The following is a 20580-nucleotide window of genomic DNA, read 5'->3' as shown; positions in this document are numbered from 1 at the left end:
GCCTTGCACGGGGCCGGGTGGCGCCGTGGCTCCCGCTTGGGAGCACAGACACTTCGACCCTAGCGCGCCGCCTGGTGCAGGCGCGTGAATCCGTTGACGAGGCCGATTGCCACACCTGCCGGCATCGTCGTTTGCAGAAAATCACGTCTGCTTCGCTCCGCGGACGCGCGCAACCCGCGCGTCTGTCGTACATTCGCGACGTGCAGCCTCATCAGTCCACCGTCACTGTCTCCAGCGTCCTCGCGCGGCACGTCCGCGCGCGGCACCGGCAGGCTGCGCCAGTGGCGGGGCGATACGCGTCAGCGTCGCTCTGCACGGGCTGTCGTGCGTGAGCACCCCTCCACGCAGATGTGGGTGGTGAGGTGAAGCGTCAACGCATCATCAGTCTGACCGTGCTGCTGGTATTGCTGGGCGCAATGCTTCCGATCAGCCTGTCCTACTATCTGGCATGGCGGCTGGCGCTGGACCGCGAGGAGAGCAAACTCGCGCAACTCGCGGCGCTGTCGATCCGACGCACCGACACTGCCTTCGACGAGGCCCATGGCGCGCTCCTGAGTATGGGCGCATCGCAGCTGCCGCCCTGCTCGCAGTCGCATCTGGCGCAGATGCGCGCACTGGTACTGGCCAGTCACTACATCGTCGAACTCGGCTACATGCAGCAGGGCCGGTTGCGCTGTACCTCATGGGGGCCATCGCCGCAGGCGGTTGCGCACACCGCTGCCGACTTCGTGGTCAAGCGTGGCATTGCGGTCACCACGCGGCTGCGTCCGCTGGCCAATCCGCAACACCCGCTGATGGCCCTGCAACTGCGCGACTACAACGTCCTGATCAATCCGACCACGCTGACCGACATCAATCTGCCGCCCGGCCTGCAGTTGGCGATCGGCACGCCGGACGGACAGATACTGAGCAGTACAGGCACTGCCGCCGAGCGGCTGCTGATCGCAGCGCCGACCGACGCCTCCGGCACCGGCGCAGATGCCCAGGTGTTGTCCGGCCGCGACCGTCGCGGCGACTGGGCCGCGGTCGTCACCGAGCCGGCGGCCTATCTGCGCGGGCCGCTGGCGGCCGCGCGGCTGCAGGTGGTACCGGTCGGCATTGCGCTGGCGCTGCTGTTGGTCAGCCTGGTGATCTGGGTGTCGCGGCGGCGCTTGTCGCCGCTGGCACGGCTGGAAATCGCCGTCCAGCGCAACGAGTTCGTCGTGCATTACCAGCCGATCATCGCGCTCGACACCGGCGCCTGCGTCGGTGCCGAGGCGCTGGTACGCTGGCAGCAACCCGATGGCGTGCTGATCCCGCCCGATGCCTTTATCCCGCTGGCCGAAGAAAGCGGCTTGATCCTGCCGATCACCGACCTGGTGGTGGCCGAAGTCATCCGCGACCTCGGCCCCACCCTGGCGGCTGACCCCTCCCTGCACGTGGCCATCAATGTCTCTGCCGAGGACATCAAGAGCGGCCGTGTGCAGACCGTGCTTGCCCAGGCGCTGCACGGCACTAGTGTGGACAGCGGGCAGTTGTGGGTGGAGGCGACCGAACGCAGCCTGATGGACATCGAAGCGGCACGCACCACCATCACCCATTTGCGCGGTGCCGGCCACACGGTGTCGATCGACGACTTCGGCACCGGGTACTCGAGCCTGCAGTACCTGCAGGGATTGCCGCTGGATGCGCTGAAGATCGACAAGTCGTTCGTGGATACCATCGGCACCCATTCGGCCACCAGCGCGGTGACCTCGCACATCATCGACATGGCCAAGACGCTGCAGTTACGCACCATTGCCGAAGGCGTGGAACGGCAGGAGCAGCTGGACTATCTGCGCGCGCACGGCGTGGATCTGGCGCAGGGCTGGCTGTTCTCGCGCGCGCTGCCGGCTACCGGCTTCATCGCCTACCACGCACTAATGCGCGGCGCTGCGCACTGACCGGCGCCGGGACGGCGCCCTGCACTGACCTGGACCGTCAGGACGCGTAAGTCGACCAATAGCCACGGCGATCCAGGCACCACGATAAACGTTGTGCGCGCACGGCATGCTCGAATCGCAGCGCAGGTACTGATCTCGCCCGCACGCAAGCTCAAATTGCCCGAACGCGTGTTGCCCGAGCTGGCGCTACCGCTTTGCGTTCACCCCTGCCGCAAGCACCGATGCCGAGCACCCGGCAAGGTGCAATCTCGTGTGGCGATCCTACAGGGACTGACTGCACCCCAAAAAAAAGGCCGCCAATGGCGGCCCTTTCGATCAGGCGCTTTGCAAGGCGCCTTCGCGTTGGCGGCGTACCGGCTTGGGCCGGCTCGGGAACGCATGCCGCACGATCCGCCACATCACCTGGCCGAACTGACGCGGCAGCGAGCCGGTGTTGTAGTGCTGGCCGTAACGCGCACAGACTTGCTTCACCTCGACCGCAATCTGCGCGTAGCGATTGGCCGGCAGGTCCGGATAGAAGTGATGCTCGATCTGGTGGCTCAGATTGCCCGACAGCACGTTCATCAGCTTGCCACCGGTGAGGTTCGAGGAACCCCGCAGCTGACGCAGATACCAATGGCCGCGCGACTCGTTGCGGATCGACTCCTTCGGGAACACTTCCGCATCGGCGGTGAAGTGGCCGCAGAAGATGATCACGAAGGTCCAGATGCTGCGCAGCACGTTGGCGGCCAGGTTACCCAGCAGCACGGTCAGGAAGAACGGGCCGGCCAGCAGCGGGAACACGATGTAGTCCTTGAGCATCTGGCGGCCCATCTTGCGGCCGACCGGCAGGAACGAGGCGCGCAATTCGGCCGCCTTCATCTTGCCGGCGAACCAGCGGCCCAGGCGCAGGTCCTGGATGGCCACGCCCCATTCGAACAGCAGCGCAAAGAACACCGCCACGAACGGCTGCAGCAGGTAGAACGGGCGCCAGCGCTGTTCGGGGAAGATGCGCAGCAGGCCGTAGCCGATGTCGTCGTCCATGCCGCGCACGTTGGTATAGGTGTGGTGCTTGAAGTTGTGCGTCTTGCGCCAGTTGTCGCCGGTGGCAACGATGTCCCACTCGTAGGTGTTGCCGTTGAGCTGCGGGTCGCCCATCCAGTCGTACTGGCCGTGCATGACGTTGTGGCCCAGCTCCATGTTCTCCAGGATCTTGGACAGGGTCAGCAGCACCACGCCGGCGATCCAGGCCGGGATCAGCACGCTGTGCACGAACGCGCCCAGGAACAGCAGCGCGCGACCGGCCACGCCGGTCCAGCGCACCGCCGCCACGATGCGGCGGATGTAACGCGCATCGGCGGCGCCGACCTGGCTCTGCACGCGGGCGCGGATGGCATCGAGCTCGTCGCCGAAGGACTGCAGTTCGGCAGCGGACAGGGCGCGGTTATGGACTCGGCTCATGAAGATTCCTTACAGATCCAGGATCAGGTCAGTGCTCGGGGCACTGATGCACAGGCGGACCTGTGCGGTGGGTTCATTGCTGCGCTCACCGGTCAACAGGTGGCGCGTGGTGCCGGACTGGCGCGCGCAGGCGCAGCTGTTGCAGATGCCCATGCGGCAGCCGTATTTCGGGCGCAGGCCTTGCGCTTCCAGCCCTTCCAGCAGCGACTGGCCGCGCGGCAGGCTGAGCGTACGGCCACTGCGTGACAGCTGGACCTGCACATCACCGGTTTCGCCGTCTTCCAGCGTCGGCACGCTGAAGGCTTCGGCCTGGAACGCGGCCACGCGGCCCTGCAGGCGCGCACGCGCCGCCTGCACGAAACCGCCCGGCCCGCAGACCATGACGTGACGGCTGGAGAGATCGGCAATCTGCTGCAACGGATAGGTATCGATGCGCGCCGCCGGCGTGGCGCCTTCGCGGGTGGTCAGCAGCCGCACGCGCAAGCGCGGATGGGCGGCGGCCATCGCCTCGAATTCGTCGATGAAGCAGGCTTCGTCGCGCTGGCGCACCCAGTACAGCAGGTCCACGTCCATCGGCATGCCGGCCTGCGCGGCGGCCTGCAGCAGCGCGCGCATCGGGGTGATGCCCGAGCCGGCAGCAAGCAGCAACAGCGGCGTCGGGGTGGTCGGCAGCAGCATGTCGCCGAAGGCCGGATCCAGCGACACCACCGTCCCGATCGGCGCAGCGCCGGCCAGGTAGCGGCTGACCAGACCGCCCTCGATCGCCTTGACGGTGATCGCCAGGCGGCCATCGGCCAGCACGGTCGGGCTATAGCTGCGCAGCAGGCGGCGGCCGTCGATCTCCACGCCCAGGCTCACGTGCTGGCCGGCCTGCAGGCCCTGCCAGTGGCCATTGGGCCGCAGCACCAGGGTCACCGCGTCGCGGCTGGCGGCCGTGCGCGCGACCAGGCGGGCCATCGGCCGTTCCAGCGTCCACAGCGGGTTGAGCCGGGTCGCCCAGAAGTCGAACAGCTGCGGCGACACCAGCCGGCGCGCCAGACGCGTCGGCAATGGGGACTTGGACTTGGGAGGAGATGCCAGGTTCATGGATTGCACTATACGCATGCATGCACAGCCGTGTATACAGTTGTATATCGATCAGAGGAGCTATGATTCAGGCCCACGCCTAGCTGCTGCCTCATGACCTCCATCGCCCTGCCTTCCCAAGACGCGCCGCCGTCACGCAAGCCGGCGATTTCACGCGAGGACCTGATCGCCGCGGCGCTGTCGCTGATCGGACCGCATCGCAGCCTGTCCACGCTGAGCCTGCGCGAGGTGGCACGCGAAGCCGGCATCGCGCCGAACAGCTTCTACCGCCAGTTCCGCGACATGGACGAGTTGGCGGTGGCCTTGATCGATCTGGCCGGGCGTTCGTTGCGCACCATCATCGGCCAGGCCCGCCAGCGCGCCACCTCCACCGACCGCAGCGTCATCCGCGTGTCGGTCGAAGCTTTCATGGAGCAGCTGCGCGCCGACGACAAGTTGCTGCATGTGCTGCTGCGCGAAGGCGCGGTGGGCTCGGACGCATTCAAGCAGGCCGTGGAGCGCGAGCTCAGCTATTTCGAAGACGAGCTGCGGGTGGACCTGATCCGCCTGGCCGCCGCCGACAACGCCAAGCTGCATGCACCGGCGCTGGTGTCCAAGGCGATCACCCGGCTGGTGTTTGCGATGGGCGCGGTGGCGATGGACTCGCCGCCGGAAAAAGATCCCGAATTGATCGAACAGATCTCGCAGATGCTGCGCATGATCTTGACCGGCGCACGTACCTTGGGCACGCACGGCGGGTGAGCGTGGTTTGACGTTGGAAGCGGCGTGCCTGCCCTGCTTTCATCGATGACGCTTGATCGTTGAGCGCTGCAGCCCGGCTGGCTGCGGATGGATTGCATCGCACGTCTGCACTGCCATCGCGTCAATGACCTTGTGGTCATGCTGGCGTCGTCCACCTGCGTTGCCGCGTCGAGCATCGTTCAAGCGCCCGTGCATCGACATGGCCGCAGGTACTGCGTTTCGCACAGCCAGCCAGAAATATCGATCGCTGAAACATCTGTAGTGCCTGCTTTCGAAGGCATTTCGATGACCTGCAGGGCAATACGGCCGCATCTTCTGAAGGCCACCGCTTTGTGGAAATACGCTTGGCGTTATCGGCTGACGTCTTGGTACAGATTATCCGTACACACCAGCCACGTAAGGCCATTCGATAAATCAATACACCTGCGGTGCAAGCTTGCTTGAGCGCGATATTGCAGGCTGGCGTCAGCGACCTCATCCATACCGACAGATGCACAGTTCAGTCTTGTCGCGACGGCACTCACGTCCAAGCACACGCGTTTCACTCCTCGCTGGCCAAGGTGGCGCCACGTTCGCGATCTGCTCGACAGACGCACCTACAGCCACCCCGGAGACGACATGAGCAACCACGATACCCCTCTCGACAAGCAGGAACGCAAGGCCGAAGCGCAGGATTTGAATCGTGATCCGATCTCCGGCGCACCCGGTTCGCATCCGGTAGGCGTGGGTGTGGGCGGCGTTGCAGGCGGCGCTGCCGCAGGCGCGCTGGCCGGTACAGTGTTCGGCCCGCTGGGCACCCTGATCGGCGCTGCGGTGGGCGTGGTGGCCGGCGCTGCAGCCGGCAAGGGCGTGGCCGAGCGCCTGGACCCGACAGTGGAAACCGAATACTGGCGCCAGGAATATCAGAACCGTCCTTACTACAAGGAAGGCACCGATTACGATCGCGATTACGCCACCGTGTACGGCTTCGGCCTGCAGGCGCGTGAAACGCGCCCCACCAGCACCTGGGAAGAAACCGAAGCGACCCTGGCCGGTGAGTGGCCGCGCAATCGCGGCGAATCGCGGCTGGAATGGGAGGAAGCGCGCCTTGCTGCGCGCGATGCATGGGAGCGCGCCGATCGCACCCATAGCGTCTATCGCGAGGGCGACACGCATTACGAAGGCCGCTTCGACAGCGCGAGCTATCGTGATGCCGAGTATTCCTATGACGATTATCGTCCGGCCTATCGTTATGGCATGCAGGCGCGTCAGCAACACGCCGGCCGCCAGTGGGACGACCATCTGGAACGCGACCTGGGCGACGGCTGGGACCGGTTCAAGTCCAACTCGCGCCTGAGCTGGGAAAAGGCCAAGCACGCAGTGCGCGAAGCCTTCGATTCCGAGCATCACGGTGATGCGGCACGTCGCAACCCGACCGACCCGCGCGTCTAAGCTCATACGGCCTGGCGCCGAGCCAGGTTGAAGTCTTGGAAGAAGAACGGGCCCCACGGGCCCGTTCTTCTTTGTGGAAAGCACTGCCATGCACGAGGCGTTCTAGCCAACGCGCGAATCAGCTGGAACTGTTCTCCACCGCACGGATATCGCCACGGAATTCGTTCGTGCCCTGCCCCGGCGAGGAGAGCGCATCGCTCTGCTGCTTGAGCCTCTGCTTGCGCGCGGCCACCACTTCCTTGGCCAGGGCGATGCGCCGGCCGACCACCATCTCGGTCAGCCAGTCGATCAGCGTGCGCGTATATTCCTGCTGGTGTTCCTTGACGCTCAATGCGTGATCGGCACCGGCAATCACGCGCGCGCTCAGCGAGCGCGCATTGACGAAGGCATTGGCGTAGTTGCGCAATACCGGATGCGGCACGATCACATCGTGTTGCGCCTCCACCAACAGCACATCGCCTTTGTAACCGGCACAGGCGGCCAGGGCGATATTGTCGTCGGGGGTCAGCACGCGTTGCCGGTAGTCCATCAACTCCGGATCGGCGTTGAGGCTCACCTTGGGGTGATCCCAGTGCTCGTCCTTGTAGAGCGCGGGCGAGCGTAACGCCAGCCATTCCACCGGGCGTTCGCGCGTCAGCAATGCCGACAGGTAGCCGCCGTAACTGAGCCCGACCACCGCAATCGACTGCGGATCGACGTACGGCAGGCCAGCGAGCTGATCGTAGGCGGCCTTGATGTCGTCCAGGTTCTGTGCGCGTGTCACGCTCTGGCGCATCGATGCATAGCCTTCGTGACCGCGCAGATCGAAGGTCATGCAGATGCAGCCAAGGCCGACCGCTTCGCGCGCACGCACCAGGCTGTGATGCTGGCTGCCGCCCCAACCATGGACGAACAACACCGCGGGAATGCCGGTGGGCGTCAGCAAGGTGCCGCTGAGTTCGTCCTGGTCGACCGGGATCTGAATGCTGGAAAGTTTGGCTTCCATTATGGGGTGGATACCCTCCTGTATTTGAAGCGCGGACCCGGCCCGGCGCGCTCTGCGCGGTAGTAGATCTGCGCATCCGCGGGCGGTTCGCCCTGATAGATCTCATGCGTGGATGCATGCACCCACTGCAGGCTGGCGTCGTCCTGGAAGCTGGAGATCGCGGCAAGCTCGGCCGGTGTCGCGCCGCCGACCCGCCAGGATTGCTCCAGCACACCGCAGACCGGACCGGCCTGCCCGTCGTCGCCACTGACCACGTCGTAGTTGCGCCGCGAGATGTGCAACCCAGGATAGGCGGCGGTGATGAATCGATCGTATCTGCAGGCCTGCTCGACCACCCGCTGTTGCAGCGACGGAAGCGCGGTCGCGGCCAGTGCCTCGAGCGATCCGCGATACACATGCAGCGACGAGCCGCCGTAGACCTCTTCATCCTGCATGTTGCGCACGCTGCATTGCGTGCCGTAATACGCAATCTGGACACCCGCAAGGCAGAGCTCGCCCACGCTATGCGTCACGGGCTGCAGGATGTTGCGCTCCAGCACCGCGCCATGCGTGCGCAAATAGTGCTCCGGCAGGCTGTCCAGCACCTGCGCGAGGTGCGCTGCACCGGCGATACGCCACTGGCCGTTGCCACCCACGCCAGTCGGCAGCTTCAGTCGCACACCGCCATCCGGAAGCAGGAGCTCCAATGTACGCAGGGCATCGATGCGCGAAAATACCGTATAGCCCGCCAATGTGGCCGGAATCAGTGCAGTGGCCAGCGTCTGGTTCCATCCGGCGATGCTGGCTGCATGGTCGGCAATGAGCGGGTGGCCGATCACCTTGGTCGCCAGGAAGGCATGCGGCACGATGCCGCCCAGCAAATCCGCCGCATCATCGATACCGAGTCCATGCGCCTGTTCCGAGGTCAAGGTCTCATCGGGCACATGAAACACGGTCTCAGGGACAGCATGCTTGAAGTCACTGGCGTGCCCTGCGCCGCGAACGCCCAGCAACCGTGCGATTTCACCGCAGACCCAGGCATGCGTGGCACGCTCGTGACCGTCCTCGGGCACCGGACGCGTGACATGCCCCACGACCTGGCAGTACTGCTTGTGCGCCATCACGTCTCCCCTCGCAGCATCGAGCCGAGTGCCGTTGCTGGCTTGTTCAAACAGTTGAGACGCACGCAGGGATTGATGTATCGCTACGCGATGCCCGGGAGAACCGGCTTATTTCAGCGTCAGATAGAACGCGAATACGATCACAAGGACGACGATCAAGCTGATGGCGACACGTCCCCCTCGTAGCTCCACCAAGGCATGCCACCACACGCGTGCTTCGGAGGTACCGCTGGCGGCTTGCGGCTTACGGCTGCTTTCGCTGTCCTGCATCCTGAGTACTCTCATCTCCCTAAAGTCATCCCACATCCTAAGCATCAGACGTTACACAAGTGTGGAACGATTCAGAATCTTCCGTAAATTGCGGCATTGCGCAGGGGTTTTCTCGCTCACCAACGCAGCTACCAGCCGATGCGCGATGGCAAGCCTCACACCTCGATTGCCGACATTGCAGCCAATGCAATCGATTGCTGGCTATTGCTCAGCACGACGCTACGGCTTCGATCACAACTGCAGTTCTCGCGAGACATTGCCTGCATACGTAGCGTGTAGAGGCGCAAATGCAAGCTGACCAGTTAAGCACGCACCACTGCAGTGCGTTGAATAGTCGGGTTCGATGATCATTCGTTGACACAGCCGCAGTTACCCTGCATGTCAAGTTTGTTTAACCCGGACCACGCGAAGTCATGAGCAGAGACCCATCCGTCATCGATGTACAAGCCGAAATCGCGCATTGGCAGGCGCGGCACGCGCAGGGCAACCTGGGTGCAGGCAAGTTCAGCGAATTGTCCCCGGTGGTGAAAATGGCCTGCGATATCTACCTGCAGGCACCGCGTTCGAGCGATCAGGAACGTCTGCGCCTGTTTCGCGACCGCCTGGAACATCACTTCATTTCATCCAGCACCCAGTCCAATTACGAGCAATTGGCCACCGACTGCTGGCAGCGGCTGGGTGCACGCAATAGTTGAGCAGTATGTATTGAGCAAGACCGTTACTCATTGGAGAGCATCATGAAAACCCCGTATCAAGTGCAGCAGGAGCTGGAACGATTGGAGCGGTTGGTTCCGCACATCGTCAGCGACCAGGGCGACCGCGCGGAGGACATCCTAGGCTTCCATGTCGCCAGCTTGTTGGGCAGTGCCCCGGCTAGCGAACACGCTTTGATTCGCGAGCGCACCGCACGCATGGCGCGCGTGTGCCGCACCGCACAGGACAGCGTGCGTCCGCCAGCCAGACCGTTGGGCCTTGGCGCAGCCGCCCAGGCGCAGCTGGCCTGACCGGCAGGCGCCGATCCACGCATCACCGGAGCCGCGTAGCGGCTCCTTTGCATTTCACCGTCGGCAGTATTGGCCGCATTCTTTTAGGACCTCCATGAAATCCCTTCTTGTCGCGACATCACTCCTTGCCGTGCTCTCCCTGACCGCCTGCGATCGCCCCGGCGGCGATGCCTCGCGGACTGCGCCGGCAGTATCGCCCGAACCGACTGCCGCACCGGTCAGCGGCACCGGCGCTGCCGAACTGGCCAAGGGCGATCCCGCCGTGCTCGGCGTGCTGGCGGCGCTGGATGAAAACGAGATCGCGCTGGCCAAGCAGGCCATCTCCCAGGATCTGGGCGGTGCGACCGACACCTTCGCCAAGCAGTTGCTGCACGACCACGAAGCCAACCTGGAAAAGAGCAAGGCACTGGGTGCCACCGACAGCCCGCGCGCCGATGCAATGCGCGCCAAGGGCAAGGCAGCGGTGGACGCACTGGCAAAGACAGCGACCCTGCCCGATGGCAAGGACGCCTACCGCAATGCCTTCCTGCGCACGATGGTCAGCGACCACGGCGACACCATCAAGATCATCGACGCCGAACTGCTGCCCGCCGCCGAAAGCGCGCCGGTCAAGCAGCATCTGGAAGAAAGCCGGCGCGTGGTGTCGGCGCACTTCGAGCGTGCCCACGCGGTGTCATCCTCGCGCTGAGCCTGTTGCAGCGTCTGCAAGCACCCAACGCGCCGGCCTGTCCGGCGCGTTGGCGTTTGGGCCTTGCTGGTCTTTACTGGTGGACGCGCGCTGCGCCCGGCCGCCGTCCTGGTGTCGCACACGGCCATCGCAGCGGGTGCAGCAGCGACTTCACTTTGCAGCAGGCAGCGCTGGCCTATCGTGCCGCATCGATTCGGCGCAGGAATGTCCCATGCAGTTGCTCATCACCGGCGGCACCGGGTTCATCGGCCAGGCCTTGTGTCCGGCACTGGTGCAGGCCGGGCACCAGGTCAGCGTGCTGACCCGCGACCTACGGCGCGCGGCGCGTCGCCTGCCCGGCGTGACCGTGGTGGACACGCTGGACGGCGTGCAGGCCGATGCGGTCATCAATCTGGCGGGCGAGCCGCTGGCGGCCGGCCGCTGGACCGATGCGCGCAAGCAGCGCTTCCGCGCCTCGCGCCTGGGCATCACCGGCCAGCTGCATGCCTGGATCGCGCAGCAGCCGGCCGAACGGCGCCCGGCGGTGCTGATTTCCGGCTCGGCGGTAGGCTATTACGGCGAGCGGGGCGACAGCGTCCTGACCGAGGCGGACCACGCCGGCAACGATTTCTCTGCGCAGTTGTGCCGCGACTGGGAAGCCGAAGCGGCAAAGATCGGCGCACTCGGCCCGCGCGTGAGCTGGGTCCGCACCGGCATCGTGCTCGACCGCGACGGCGGCGCCCTGGCCCGCATGCTGCCGGCGTTCCGCTTCGGCGGCGGCGGCCCGTTCGGCGATGGACGCCACTGGATGAGCTGGATCCACCGCGCCGACATGGTGGCCTTGCTGCTGTGGTTGCTGGAACACGGCCAGCCCGGCGCCTACAACGCCACCGCACCGACCCCGGTCACCAATGCCGAGTTCGCGCGCACCCTGGCCCACGTGCTGCATCGTCCGGCACTGCTGGCGCTGCCAGCCGGCCTGCTGCGGCTGGGCTTCGGCGAGATGGCCGAGCTGCTGCTGATCAGCCAGCGCGTGCTGCCGCAACGCGCGCTGGATGCCGGCTTCCGCTTCCAGTATGTCCATCTGGAAGCGGCGTTGCGCGCCATCCTGCAGCGCTAGCGCCTGCGTGGCCCTGGGGCCCTGGGGCCCTGCGCAATGGCAGGGCTGCCGGCCGCCTGTAACGGCCCGGAGGGCCATGCACTAATATTTGCCTAACGACCATCTCCGACAGTGCTGCCGATCTCGGACTGGCCCTGGGCCCGGCGGAACACCTATGCACCTGCTGCTTGTCGAAGACGACACCATGCTGGCCAACGCGATCTGCGATGGCGTCCGCCAGCAGTCCTGGACCATCGACCACGTCGGCAGCGCCAATGCCGCCAAGACCGTGCTGGTGGACCACCGCTACACCGCGGTGCTGCTGGATATCGGCCTGCCGGGCGAGTCCGGGCTGACGGTGATCCGCTTCATGCGCGGCCATTACGACGCCACGCCGGTGATCGCACTGACCGCGCGCGGCCAGCTCACCGACCGCATCCGCGGCCTGGATGCCGGTGCCGACGACTATCTGGTCAAACCGTTCCAGTTCGACGAGCTGATGGCTCGGCTGCGTGCGATCACCCGGCGCAGCCAGGGACGCGTGGTGCCGCTGCTCACGCAGGGCGATGTCTGCGTGGACCCGAGCAGCCGCAAGGTCACCCGCGACGGCAAGTGGGTGGCGCTGAGCGCGCACGAATACCGCCTGCTGCTGGCGCTGATGGAACGCGCCGGTCGCGTGGTCACCAAGGATCAACTGGAAGAAGGCGTCTACGGCGGTCCATCCGAAGGCGGCAGCAACATGATTGCGGTGTACGTGCACCAGCTGCGCCGCAAGCTGGGCGACGAGCTGATCTCCACGGTGTATGGCCAGGGCTACATGGTCGGCAAGGCACCGGAATGAAATCGCTGCAGGCACGCATGCTGGCGGCGCTGGCCGCAATCGTGTTGTTGAGCTGGTCCACCTCGTTGTGGATCCTGGTCGCCCTGGTCACCCAGGGCCATCACAGCGTGTTCGAGCAGGAGCTCAACATGTTCGGCGACCAGTTGATCAGCGCCCTGCCCGACGCGCTGGAGCACCGCTTCGATACGCAACCGGAGCCGCCGGCCGCGGTCGATGCGCACACCCCGATCGGCAATGTGTCCTCGCGCATGAGCTTCAAGCAGACCTTGATTGCGATGGTGCTCAACACCTTGCAACTGGGGGTATTGGGCGTGCTGGTGTGGTGGGCGGTCCGCACCTCGCTCGCACCGCTGCGCGCCATTTCCAGCGCCATCGCGCAACGCACCGGGCTGGAAACCGAGCCGGTGCCGCTGGCGCAGGTGCCGGACGAGATCCGCCCGCTGATCGGCTCCTTCAATTCGCTGCTGACCCGCGTGGAAAAGACCGTGCAGGCCGAGCGCGATTTCGTGGCTGATGCGGCGCACGAACTGCGCACCCCGTTGTCTGCGCTGCATGCCTACGCCGAGGTCGCGCTGCGCGCACCCACGCTGGAGGCCAAGGACGCGGCGCTGCAGCAGCTGCTGGAAACCGCGCGCCGCAGCAATCGGCTGGCCGAGCAATTGCTGGATCTGGCGCGGCTGGATGCAGGCATCAGTTCGGCGGCGTACCAGCAGGTGGACATGGGCGAGCTGATCTCGCATGTGCTGGACGAATTCAGCGTGCAGGCAGAGGCCCGCCACGTCAATCTGCAGGTGGAAGCATCGCCGTGCCTGCTGCGTTGCGACGTGGATGCGGTGGGCATCCTGATCCGCAACCTGGTCGACAACGCCATCCGCTATGGCCGGCCTCACGGCATGGTGGAAGTGAGTTGCGGCTACTGCCTGCGCGCCGATGCGCTGCATCCGTTCGTGCAGGTCAGCGATGACGGCCCGGGCGTGCCGGAGAGTGCCCACGCGTCCATCTTCGAACGCTTCTACCGGGTTGCCGGCAGCCAGGTGCAGGGCAGCGGGATCGGGCTGTCGCTGGTGGCCGGCATCGCGCGCCTGCACGAAGCCAGCATCGAAACCTGCGAAGGCCACGAGGGCCGCGGCCTGTGCGTGCGCGTGGTGTTCGCCAGCGAGGGCGTGCGCCGCACCGGCTGAACGCAGGTGGCGCGTGGCGATCGCCCAGCGCCCAACCCAATAAGTTTCCAACACCCGCTACCTACAGTGCACTCACCGCACGCATCCAGGATGCATGGTGATGTTTCACTCGATCCGTTCCACCCCGCTCTCTCCCGCCGCCATCGCGCTGCTGGCACCGCATACGGCTGCCAACGACAGCGTTGCCCCTGCCCCGGTCGCCGATGTCCTACTGCTGGACTTTCGCTGTGGCCGCACCGGCACGCGCAATCGCGACATCTGGAGCGAACTGCCGGATATCCGCAGCGCGCGTCAGGCGCGCCGGCTGCAGCAGTGGGCCAAGAGCGGGGTGTTGTTCACTGCCGCCGCCGTGGTGTTTGCGCTGGCGGTGGCCAGCTATCTGATGCATTGAGCGCGCGGCCCCGTTCGCGCGTGCTTGCCCCTATCTGCTTCCTCTCCAGGTATTTGCCCATGTCGTTGCATTCCCTTGTCCGTTGCTGCGCGCTGCTGGTTGTCGGCGTGACGCTGATCGGTTGTGCCAGTACGCGCCCGATGCCGTACAGCCAGCTGCCGTCTTCAAGCTATCTGCGTCCGCACGATGGCAGCCGTGGTGACCGCATGCCATACGCCTACCAGGGCGAGGTGGATTGGACGCGCTACCGCGCCGCACTGATCGAGCCGGTCAGCATCTATCGCGGTCCTGACGCGCAATTCGAAGACGTGCCCGAGCAGGACAAACGCATGCTCGCCGATTACATGCAACAGGAGTTCGGCAATGCGATCGGGCAGCGTTGGCAGCGCGCGACGGTGGCCGGTCGCGACACCTTGCGCGTGCGCATCAGCCTGACCGGTGCCAAGCCCAGCAAGCGGGTGCTGGGCACCTTCATGAAGGTGGATCTGGGTGGCGGTTCCTATAACGCGGTGCAGGCCGCACGCGGCAAGGAAGGCGCGTTTTCCGGCTCGGTCAGCTACGCGGTGGAAATCTTCGACGCGCAGAGCAACCGCCTGCTCGCCGCCTATGTCGAAAAACAGTATCCGAGCGCAATGAACATCAAGGCCAGCCTGGGCGCCTACGACGCCGCCAAGGCAGGTATTCGCAAGGGCGCCGAGCAGTTGGTCAAGGGAATGGAGTAGCTGGGATTCGGGATTCGGGATTCGGGATTCGGGAATCGGGAATCGGGAATCGGATTAGCGGAAGCGATGGCTTCCAGTTTCCTTCTCCCATCGGGAGGAGGTGCTCCGCAGGGGCGGATGAGGGTACGGGCGAAGCCTCGCGACGACATGCGGCTTCGTCGGTTTCACGCTACCGCCGCTGCACACCCAACCCATTCTTGCAGCGCAGGCGCTCAAGGACGCGCGCCCATGGCGTGCAAGCCGTACCTTCTCGCTCCGTGAGGAGCGTGGCTTGATGTCCCGCATCTGGCGAGCGGTGCGGACAGATGCCCATCCGGTTCAAATGTCAGATCCAGTCACTTGCCCGATCACATGAGCGCAGCAAGCAAGGGACCGCCTCGTTAACGGTCACACCACAGAAAAGGCCGGCGCTGTACAGACAGCGCCGGCCTTTGTCAGTCTGCACGGCCAACGCGTCGTCAGCGTGCAATGCCATCTCGGCGTTGCAGCATCAACGCGTCACGCGCTTGGCCACTTTCTTGCCAACCGCCTTGCGGGCGGCGGTGGTCTTGGCCACGGCGCGCGTAGCCGGGGTCTTGGTGACCTTGGCAGCCTTCTTCAGGGTGGTCTTGGTCACCGCCTTCTTGAGCGGGGCCTTTTTCACTGCTGCCTGTTTGGTGGCGGTCTGCTTGGCCACCGGTGCCTTCTTGGCGGCGGGCTTGACGATGGTCTTGGCGACCGGCTTCTTGACCGGGGCCGCCTTGGCCGCAGCCTTCTTCGCTGCCGCACGCGCGCCCACCGTGGCCACTGCGCTCTTGCGCGCTGCGCTCTTGGCCGCGGTCTTGGCACTCAGTGCTGCGGCTTCGGCCTTGGCATTGGCCTTGGCGGTTTCCAGCTTCTGCTTGGCGCTGGCCTTGGTGTTGGCCAGTTTCTTCTTGGCAGCATCGGTGGTGCTGCTCAGCTTCTGCTTGGCGGCATCCTTGGTAGATGCAAGCTTCTGCTTGGCAGCGTCCTTGGTGGCGGTCAACTTGTCCTTGGCGGCCTCCTTGCCCGACACCAGCGAGCGCTTGGTCTTGGCCACGCTGCGCTTGACCGCGGTGGCTGCATCGCCAGCCCTTTCGACGACGCGCTGTTCGACCTTGACCACGGCCTTGCGGGCCTTGGCGACGCGGGTCTTGGCCTCTGCCACCGCCGTGCCGGCCGCGTCCTGCACGCTGGCCACCGCGTCGCTGGTGGTGCTGGCGATGGTCTCGCCCAGTTCGGTGGCAGTGCTCTTGACGCTATCGACAGCCTCGGACAGGGTTGCCGTCACACCATTGCCGTTGCTCATAGGACCCTCCTTAAGGGCATCAGTGCTGAAAACGCGGGCGATGCGCAGCGGCATGCGTATGCTGAACAGGCATCGGATCAAGCGGACGCTACGCCGGGCTCAAGCGACTGTCAACGCAGCGCCGGCAAGGGCTCGGCGGCGCTTTCACCAGGCGTTAAATTGCCCGCTGGCACTCTCGTTCAGCTTGATTTACGCAGTCAGACGCCCTATTCCTCTTCCACCGCGTAACCCGGACTCGTTGCATGCGCCCGCTGCCCACCTTGCTGACCCTTTCCCTGGCCGCTGCCTTCGGCGGATTTGCCGCCACCGGCATCAACGCCTGGATGGACAACCGCGCCGAGGCCGCACCGGCCGGTGCCTCCACTACCTTTAGCTTGCCCGCGGCCGCCGCGTTGCCGGCCGCCGTCGCCGGGCAACCGGTGCCGTCGCTGGCGCCGATGCTGCAACAGGCGATGCCGGCGGTGGTGAGCGTCAATACCAAGCAAGTGGTGCGCGTGCGCAACCCGTTCTTCAACGACCCGATCCTGCGCCGGCTGTTTCCGCAGGTGCCGCAGGACCGCATCAACGAGTCGCTGGGTTCTGGCGTGATCATCGATGCGCAAAAAGGCTATGTGCTGACCAATCACCACGTCATCGAAAATGCTGACGATGTGCAGGTGACGCTTGGCGACGGGCGCACGGTCAAGGCCGATTTCATCGGCTCCGATGCCGATACCGATATCGCGCTGATCCGCATCAAGGCCGACAACCTTACCGACATCAAGCTGGCCGACAGCAATGCGCTGCGCGTGGGTGACTTCGTGGTGGCGATCGGCAACCCGTTCGGCTTCACCCAGACGGTGACCTCCGGCATCGTCTCGGCAGTGGGCCGCAGCGGTATTCGCGGGCTGGGCTACCAGAATTTCATCCAGACCGATGCCTCGATCAATCCGGGTAACTCCGGCGGTGCGCTGGTCAACCTGCAGGGCCAGTTGGTAGGCATCAATACCGCCAGCTTCAATCCCCAGGGCAGCATGGCCGGCAATATCGGCCTGGGTCTGGCGATCCCCTCCAACCTGGCGCGCAATGTGGTGGAGCAATTGGTGACCAAGGGCGTGGTGGTGCGTGGCACGCTCGGGCTGGAAACCCAGAACCTCACCCAGCAGATGCTGCAGGGCCTGGGTGTGGATTCGTTGCGGGGTGCGCTGGTGACGCGTGTGTTGCCAGGGTCCGCTGCGGCCGCCGCAGGTGTGCAGCCGGGCGATGTGGTGGTGGCGGCAAACGACCAGCGCGTGGACAGTGCAGAAGCGCTGCACAACTATGAAGGCCTGCAGGCGGTTGGTAGCCCGGTCAGGCTGGAGATTCGCCGCGATGGCAAACCGCTCACCCTCACCGCCAAACTGAAAGAGCAGGACCGCGCAGTCACCGGCGACATGCTCGACCCACGCCTGGGCGGCGCCACCTTCGTTGACCTGCCCGAATCGCTGCGGCAGTCCGGCATTACCGGCGTCATGGTCAGCGAGGTCAAACGCGGCGGTCGTGCCGCAGCCAATGGTCTGGTCAGCGGCGATGTGATCGTGGCCAGCAGCGTGGGCGAGTTTGCCGATCTGGCCAGCTGGCGCGCCAATTTCCAGCGCAAGCCGCAGCAACTGGTCGTGCGCATCCTGCGTGGCAACGCGCAATACGACGCGTTGATGCGTTGACGTGGCGTGCACTGCCATCGGCGTGCACTAACACCTCCTACACCGCAGCGATGCTATTGCTGCACCACGCCCGCATGCTGTCGCGGCTGCCATCAATGACCGAAGGAGATATCACATGAGCCCCACCAATACCGACCAGCTGAAAGAAAACCTGAGCGAAGCCGGCACCCACCTGAAGTCTGCCGCCAGCGCCGCAGGCGAAGCCGTCAAGGGCGCCACCAGCGCTGCAGGCGATGAGCTCAAGCTCGGTCGCGCCAACGTCAAGGCTGAGCTTTCCGACACTGCACTGGCCGGCATGGCTGCTGCCGAGTTCGGCGGCGCCGCTGCCAAGGAGCAACTCGACGTGCTGGTCAGCAAGGGCAACGACCTGTTGGAAAGCGCAACCGATCTGATTCGTGAGCGCCCGCTGGCTGCGTTCGGTGTTGCGTTTGCGACCGGCTGGATCATTGCCAAGCTGGCACGCAGCAACGACAACTAAGCCGTGAGCGACCAGGCCTCTACAGCTGCCGCCTCCGACGCGCCCAACGCGCGGCCGGAAACGCCAGGACTGGACGAAAGCGTACGTGCGGTCGGCGCAGCCGGCCGCGCCACGCTGGGCTCGGCCAAGGACACCAGCCGCGCGTTGCGCCGACTGGTGTCGGCTGACTTGCAACTTGCACGCAGTGCCTTCGGGCGTGGACTGGCCTGGGCATGCGTTGCCGTGGTCTTCGGCGCGTCGTCGTGGCTGTTGCTGGCAGGTGCAATCATCGCGCTGCTGCAACGCGCCGGCCTGTCGTGGTTCCAGGCGATGTTTTTCACCGCATTGGCCAGCTTGTTGGTCACCGGTATTGCGGCGTGGCGGGTGTTCTTCTACTTCGACCATACCGGCCTGAATGCAACACGTCGTCAGCTGGTCAAGCTGGGCATCTTCGATGACAGCAACGACGACGACGATGCCCACGCATCGGCTGCCAATGGAGCACGCACATGAAGTTTGGCACCTTGCGTCAGCGCGTCGAACGCGCCGAATTCCTGGTGGAGGGGCGCGCTCAGGAAACGCGCCTGCATTGGGGACAATTGCGTGACACCTGGCGTGCTGGGTGGTCTCCGCTGCGAATCATGGTGGTTGGTTTCGGCCTGGGCTTTGTCACCGGCCGCAACGAACCGCAGGCGGCACTGGGCAGCATCGCCAGCAAGCTCGGCGGTATCCCGAAGATTCTGCAGATGATCAGCACGATCTCTGCACTGTTCACCGCACACCGTGCGCAGGAAGCCTCCGAGCAGGCCGAACGTGCCGCAGACAGTGCCGAAGAAGTCGCCGCCGATCCGCCGGTGACCGTGGTGCAGGCCCCGATCGACCGCGCCGCGTAATGAAGCGTTCCCGAGCGTCGCTCGGGATCACGCTGCGGATGTCTGCCGCCCGATGCGCGGCAGAGCCCGCTACCGGTGCTGTTAAGGACTGACGTTACGCGCACACCCTCTGTGCGCTGCGTTGACGTGTTCGGCTGATAATGGCCCACCGCTGGCAGCACGCCAGTCTGCTGCCAGGGCGCGCATGACTCTTCCCGTCGATTCTATGGATGCTGCCGCTGCGGCAGATTCACTCCCGCCGCCACCGGCACCACGCCCACGCGCACCGGTCTCGTTGGTGGTGCTGGCCACGCTTGCAGTGGGTTATACGCTGTGGGCTGCACAGACCATCATCCTGCCGGTGATGCTGGCCGCCTTCTTTGCCTTGATCGGCAACCCCATCCTGCGCGGTCTGCGCAAGCTGTACATCCCGCGCTTTCTCGGCGCCTTGATGGTGTTGTGCCTGGGCCTGGCCGGTACCGTGACACTGGCCGCGCAGCTGGCCGGGCCGGCCGCCGAGTGGGTGCAGCAGGCGCCCCGGCAGATGCGCCAAATCGCGCGCGACGTGCGCGATTTCACCAAGCCGGTGATGCAGGCCAACCAGGCCGCAGAAAACTTTGCACGCGCGGCCGGCGGCGATGGCCAGCGCAGCGTGCAGATCGTGCGCACGCAGATGGACGACCCCTACAAGGCGCTGGTGCGCACGCCGAAGCTGGCCGCCTCGGTGCTTGCGGTGGTGCTGCTGACGTTCTTCTTCATGGTCTACGGCGAAAGCCTGCAACGGCATGCGATCGCCTTGCTGCCCAACCGACAGCAGCAACGCTTCACCACCGAAATCATGCTGGACATCGAGCGCGAGGTCTCGCGCTACGTGCTCACCATCAGCGTGATCAATACGCTGGTCGGGCTGGTCTTCGCCGGCATTCTGTATGTGCTCAAGATTCCGCTTCCCGAAGCGCTGCTGTGGGGCACGGTGGTGGCGCTGCTCAACTTCGCGCCGTATGTGGGCCCGTTGATCGGTGTGATGCTGATGCTGCTGATGGGCTTTGTGGAATTCCGCACTACCTTGTCGGCGATGCTGCCGGCGATCCTGTACCTGGCACTGCACACCATCGAAGGCCAGGTGGTCACCCCGATCGTGCTCGGCCGCCGTATGGCGATCTCCCCGCTGATGCTGATCCTGGCGCTGATGCTGTTCGGCTGGCTATGGGGCATGGTCGGTTTGCTGCTGGCGGTACCGCTGCTGGTCTGCATCAAGATGGTGCTGAGCCGGGTGGAGGGAATGCAGCGTTGGGCCAGGCTGTTGGAGTAGCCGGGATTGGGGATTCGGCATTGGGGATTGGTAAACGCAACCGCGCAGTTGCCGTTGCCAATCCCCAA

21 protein-coding genes are annotated in these 20580 nt (G+C 65.1%); 16 read left to right on the top strand and 5 right to left on the bottom strand.

Going from position 1 to position 20580, the window contains the following annotated elements; translation table 11 throughout:
- Window positions 1-362: 362 nt before the first annotated feature.
- A complete protein-coding gene (locus GGR73_RS19805) occupies window positions 363-1922 on the top strand; it encodes an EAL domain-containing protein (RefSeq protein ID WP_102582067.1) in 1560 nt (519 codons plus the stop codon).
- Between the two features lie 315 nt (window positions 1923-2237).
- On the opposite strand, the gene GGR73_RS19800 is transcribed toward GGR73_RS19805, so the two are convergent.
- On the bottom strand, window positions 2238-3362 hold the full coding sequence (locus GGR73_RS19800) for a fatty acid desaturase family protein (RefSeq protein WP_024939708.1): 1125 nt from the start codon (window positions 3360-3362) through the stop codon (window positions 2238-2240).
- 9 nt (window positions 3363-3371) lie between these two features.
- Window positions 3372-4448, bottom strand: coding sequence for a ferredoxin reductase (locus GGR73_RS19795; RefSeq protein WP_184458443.1), 1077 nt, complete (start codon window positions 4446-4448; stop codon window positions 3372-3374).
- Window positions 4449-4541: 93 nt separating this feature from the next.
- Here GGR73_RS19795 and fabR point away from each other — a divergent pair, with 93 nt between their 5' ends.
- Together fabR and GGR73_RS19785 are read left to right on the top strand one after the other, a co-directional pair.
- A complete protein-coding gene (fabR, locus tag GGR73_RS19790) occupies window positions 4542-5189 on the top strand; it encodes an HTH-type transcriptional repressor FabR (protein WP_016902665.1) in 648 nt (215 codons plus the stop codon).
- Between the two features lie 618 nt (window positions 5190-5807).
- Window positions 5808-6620 (top strand): hypothetical protein, encoded by an 813-nt coding sequence (locus tag GGR73_RS19785; RefSeq protein WP_102251070.1) that lies wholly within the window; start codon window positions 5808-5810, stop codon window positions 6618-6620.
- Window positions 6621-6738: 118 nt separating this feature from the next.
- Here GGR73_RS19785 and GGR73_RS19780 read toward each other — a convergent pair whose 3' ends face one another.
- Window positions 6739-7605 (bottom strand): alpha/beta fold hydrolase, encoded by an 867-nt coding sequence (locus tag GGR73_RS19780; protein WP_184458441.1) that lies wholly within the window; start codon window positions 7603-7605, stop codon window positions 6739-6741.
- Window positions 7605-8705 carry a DUF3182 family protein gene (locus GGR73_RS19775; RefSeq protein ID WP_184458439.1) on the bottom strand — a complete coding sequence of 367 codons (1101 nt, stop codon included), beginning with the start codon at window positions 8703-8705 and terminating at the stop codon, window positions 7605-7607. Before GGR73_RS19775 ends, GGR73_RS19780 begins: the two co-directional genes overlap by 1 nt.
- Before the next feature lie 683 nt (window positions 8706-9388).
- On the opposite strand from GGR73_RS19775, the gene GGR73_RS19770 reads away from it, so the two are divergent.
- The 8 genes from GGR73_RS19770 (at window position 9389) to GGR73_RS19735 (ending at window position 14880) form a co-directional block, all read left to right on the top strand.
- Entirely contained in the window at window positions 9389-9670 is a 282-nt protein-coding gene (locus GGR73_RS19770; protein ID WP_003486531.1) for a hypothetical protein, read from the top strand.
- Window positions 9671-9712: 42 nt separating this feature from the next.
- Window positions 9713-9979, top strand: coding sequence for a hypothetical protein (locus GGR73_RS19765; protein ID WP_065033478.1), 267 nt, complete (start codon window positions 9713-9715; stop codon window positions 9977-9979).
- Window positions 9980-10073: 94 nt separating this feature from the next.
- The gene (locus GGR73_RS19760; protein WP_024939702.1) at window positions 10074-10667 is read left to right on the top strand and encodes a DUF4142 domain-containing protein; all 594 of its coding nucleotides are present in this window, start codon (window positions 10074-10076) and stop codon (window positions 10665-10667) included.
- A gap of 211 nt (window positions 10668-10878) precedes the next feature.
- The gene (locus tag GGR73_RS19755; protein ID WP_102582074.1) at window positions 10879-11766 is read left to right on the top strand and encodes a TIGR01777 family oxidoreductase; all 888 of its coding nucleotides are present in this window, start codon (window positions 10879-10881) and stop codon (window positions 11764-11766) included.
- A gap of 154 nt (window positions 11767-11920) precedes the next feature.
- Window positions 11921-12586, top strand: coding sequence for a response regulator transcription factor (locus tag GGR73_RS19750; RefSeq protein WP_016902656.1), 666 nt, complete (start codon window positions 11921-11923; stop codon window positions 12584-12586).
- Window positions 12583-13767, top strand: coding sequence for an ATP-binding protein (locus tag GGR73_RS19745; RefSeq protein ID WP_184458437.1), 1185 nt, complete (start codon window positions 12583-12585; stop codon window positions 13765-13767). Before GGR73_RS19750 ends, GGR73_RS19745 begins: the two co-directional genes overlap by 4 nt.
- Window positions 13768-13867: 100 nt before the next feature.
- Window positions 13868-14158, top strand: coding sequence for a hypothetical protein (locus GGR73_RS19740; protein ID WP_102257208.1), 291 nt, complete (start codon window positions 13868-13870; stop codon window positions 14156-14158).
- 59 nt (window positions 14159-14217) lie between these two features.
- Window positions 14218-14880 carry a DUF3313 domain-containing protein gene (locus GGR73_RS19735; protein ID WP_104577283.1) on the top strand — a complete coding sequence of 221 codons (663 nt, stop codon included), beginning with the start codon at window positions 14218-14220 and terminating at the stop codon, window positions 14878-14880.
- A gap of 490 nt (window positions 14881-15370) precedes the next feature.
- Here the strand turns inward: GGR73_RS19735 and GGR73_RS19730 are convergent, their stop codons facing one another.
- Window positions 15371-16189, bottom strand: coding sequence for a histidine biosynthesis protein HisIE (locus tag GGR73_RS19730; protein WP_184458435.1), 819 nt, complete (start codon window positions 16187-16189; stop codon window positions 15371-15373).
- Window positions 16190-16431: 242 nt separating this feature from the next.
- Here GGR73_RS19730 and GGR73_RS19725 point away from each other — a divergent pair, with 242 nt between their 5' ends.
- The 5 genes from GGR73_RS19725 (at window position 16432) to GGR73_RS19705 (ending at window position 20512) form a co-directional block, all read left to right on the top strand.
- Window positions 16432-17871, top strand: coding sequence for a Do family serine endopeptidase (locus tag GGR73_RS19725; protein ID WP_046344874.1), 1440 nt, complete (start codon window positions 16432-16434; stop codon window positions 17869-17871).
- Window positions 17872-17986: 115 nt separating this feature from the next.
- Window positions 17987-18349: a hypothetical protein gene (locus GGR73_RS19720; protein WP_102251076.1), complete on the top strand. Its 363-nt coding sequence runs from the start codon at window positions 17987-17989 to the stop codon at window positions 18347-18349.
- Between the two features lie 3 nt (window positions 18350-18352).
- A complete protein-coding gene (locus GGR73_RS19715; RefSeq protein WP_054591248.1) occupies window positions 18353-18841 on the top strand; it encodes a hypothetical protein in 489 nt (162 codons plus the stop codon).
- Window positions 18838-19221, top strand: a complete 384-nt coding sequence (locus GGR73_RS19710) for a hypothetical protein (RefSeq protein ID WP_054591247.1) — start codon at window positions 18838-18840, stop codon at window positions 19219-19221. Before GGR73_RS19715 ends, GGR73_RS19710 begins: the two co-directional genes overlap by 4 nt.
- A gap of 184 nt (window positions 19222-19405) precedes the next feature.
- The gene (locus GGR73_RS19705) at window positions 19406-20512 is read left to right on the top strand and encodes an AI-2E family transporter (protein ID WP_024939693.1); all 1107 of its coding nucleotides are present in this window, start codon (window positions 19406-19408) and stop codon (window positions 20510-20512) included.
- The last annotated feature ends 68 nt before the right edge of the window (window positions 20513-20580 follow it).

The organism is Xanthomonas sp. F14 (assembly GCF_014199865.1).
The sequence above is the reverse complement of the archived record's forward strand: the minus strand, read 5'-3'. Positions and strand labels throughout refer to the sequence as shown.

Bases quoted from the DNA above. Each gene is read 5' to 3' on its own strand.
- GGR73_RS19760 (WP_024939702.1), top strand. From the start codon at position 10,074: ATGAAATCCCTTCTTGTCGCGACATCACTCCTTGCCGTGCTCTCCCTG.
- GGR73_RS19800 (WP_024939708.1), bottom strand. From the start codon at position 3,362: ATGAGCCGAGTCCATAACCGCGCCCTGTCCGCTGCCGAACTGCAGTCC.
- GGR73_RS19750 (WP_016902656.1), top strand. From the start codon at position 11,921: ATGCACCTGCTGCTTGTCGAAGACGACACCATGCTGGCCAACGCGATC.
- GGR73_RS19780 (WP_184458441.1), bottom strand. From the start codon at position 7,605: ATGGAAGCCAAACTTTCCAGCATTCAGATCCCGGTCGACCAGGACGAA.
- GGR73_RS19705 (WP_024939693.1), top strand. From the start codon at position 19,406: ATGACTCTTCCCGTCGATTCTATGGATGCTGCCGCTGCGGCAGATTCA.
- GGR73_RS19735 (WP_104577283.1), top strand. From the start codon at position 14,218: ATGTCGTTGCATTCCCTTGTCCGTTGCTGCGCGCTGCTGGTTGTCGGC.
- GGR73_RS19765 (WP_065033478.1), top strand. From the start codon at position 9,713: ATGAAAACCCCGTATCAAGTGCAGCAGGAGCTGGAACGATTGGAGCGG.
- GGR73_RS19755 (WP_102582074.1), top strand. From the start codon at position 10,879: ATGCAGTTGCTCATCACCGGCGGCACCGGGTTCATCGGCCAGGCCTTG.
- GGR73_RS19740 (WP_102257208.1), top strand. From the start codon at position 13,868: ATGTTTCACTCGATCCGTTCCACCCCGCTCTCTCCCGCCGCCATCGCG.
- GGR73_RS19710 (WP_054591247.1), top strand. From the start codon at position 18,838: ATGAAGTTTGGCACCTTGCGTCAGCGCGTCGAACGCGCCGAATTCCTG.
- GGR73_RS19720 (WP_102251076.1), top strand. From the start codon at position 17,987: ATGAGCCCCACCAATACCGACCAGCTGAAAGAAAACCTGAGCGAAGCC.
- GGR73_RS19725 (WP_046344874.1), top strand. From the start codon at position 16,432: ATGCGCCCGCTGCCCACCTTGCTGACCCTTTCCCTGGCCGCTGCCTTC.
- GGR73_RS19745 (WP_184458437.1), top strand. From the start codon at position 12,583: ATGAAATCGCTGCAGGCACGCATGCTGGCGGCGCTGGCCGCAATCGTG.
- GGR73_RS19785 (WP_102251070.1), top strand. From the start codon at position 5,808: ATGAGCAACCACGATACCCCTCTCGACAAGCAGGAACGCAAGGCCGAA.
- fabR (WP_016902665.1), top strand. From the start codon at position 4,542: ATGACCTCCATCGCCCTGCCTTCCCAAGACGCGCCGCCGTCACGCAAG.
- GGR73_RS19730 (WP_184458435.1), bottom strand. From the start codon at position 16,189: ATGAGCAACGGCAATGGTGTGACGGCAACCCTGTCCGAGGCTGTCGAT.
- GGR73_RS19795 (WP_184458443.1), bottom strand. From the start codon at position 4,448: ATGAACCTGGCATCTCCTCCCAAGTCCAAGTCCCCATTGCCGACGCGT.
- GGR73_RS19775 (WP_184458439.1), bottom strand. From the start codon at position 8,705: ATGGCGCACAAGCAGTACTGCCAGGTCGTGGGGCATGTCACGCGTCCG.
- GGR73_RS19770 (WP_003486531.1), top strand. From the start codon at position 9,389: ATGAGCAGAGACCCATCCGTCATCGATGTACAAGCCGAAATCGCGCAT.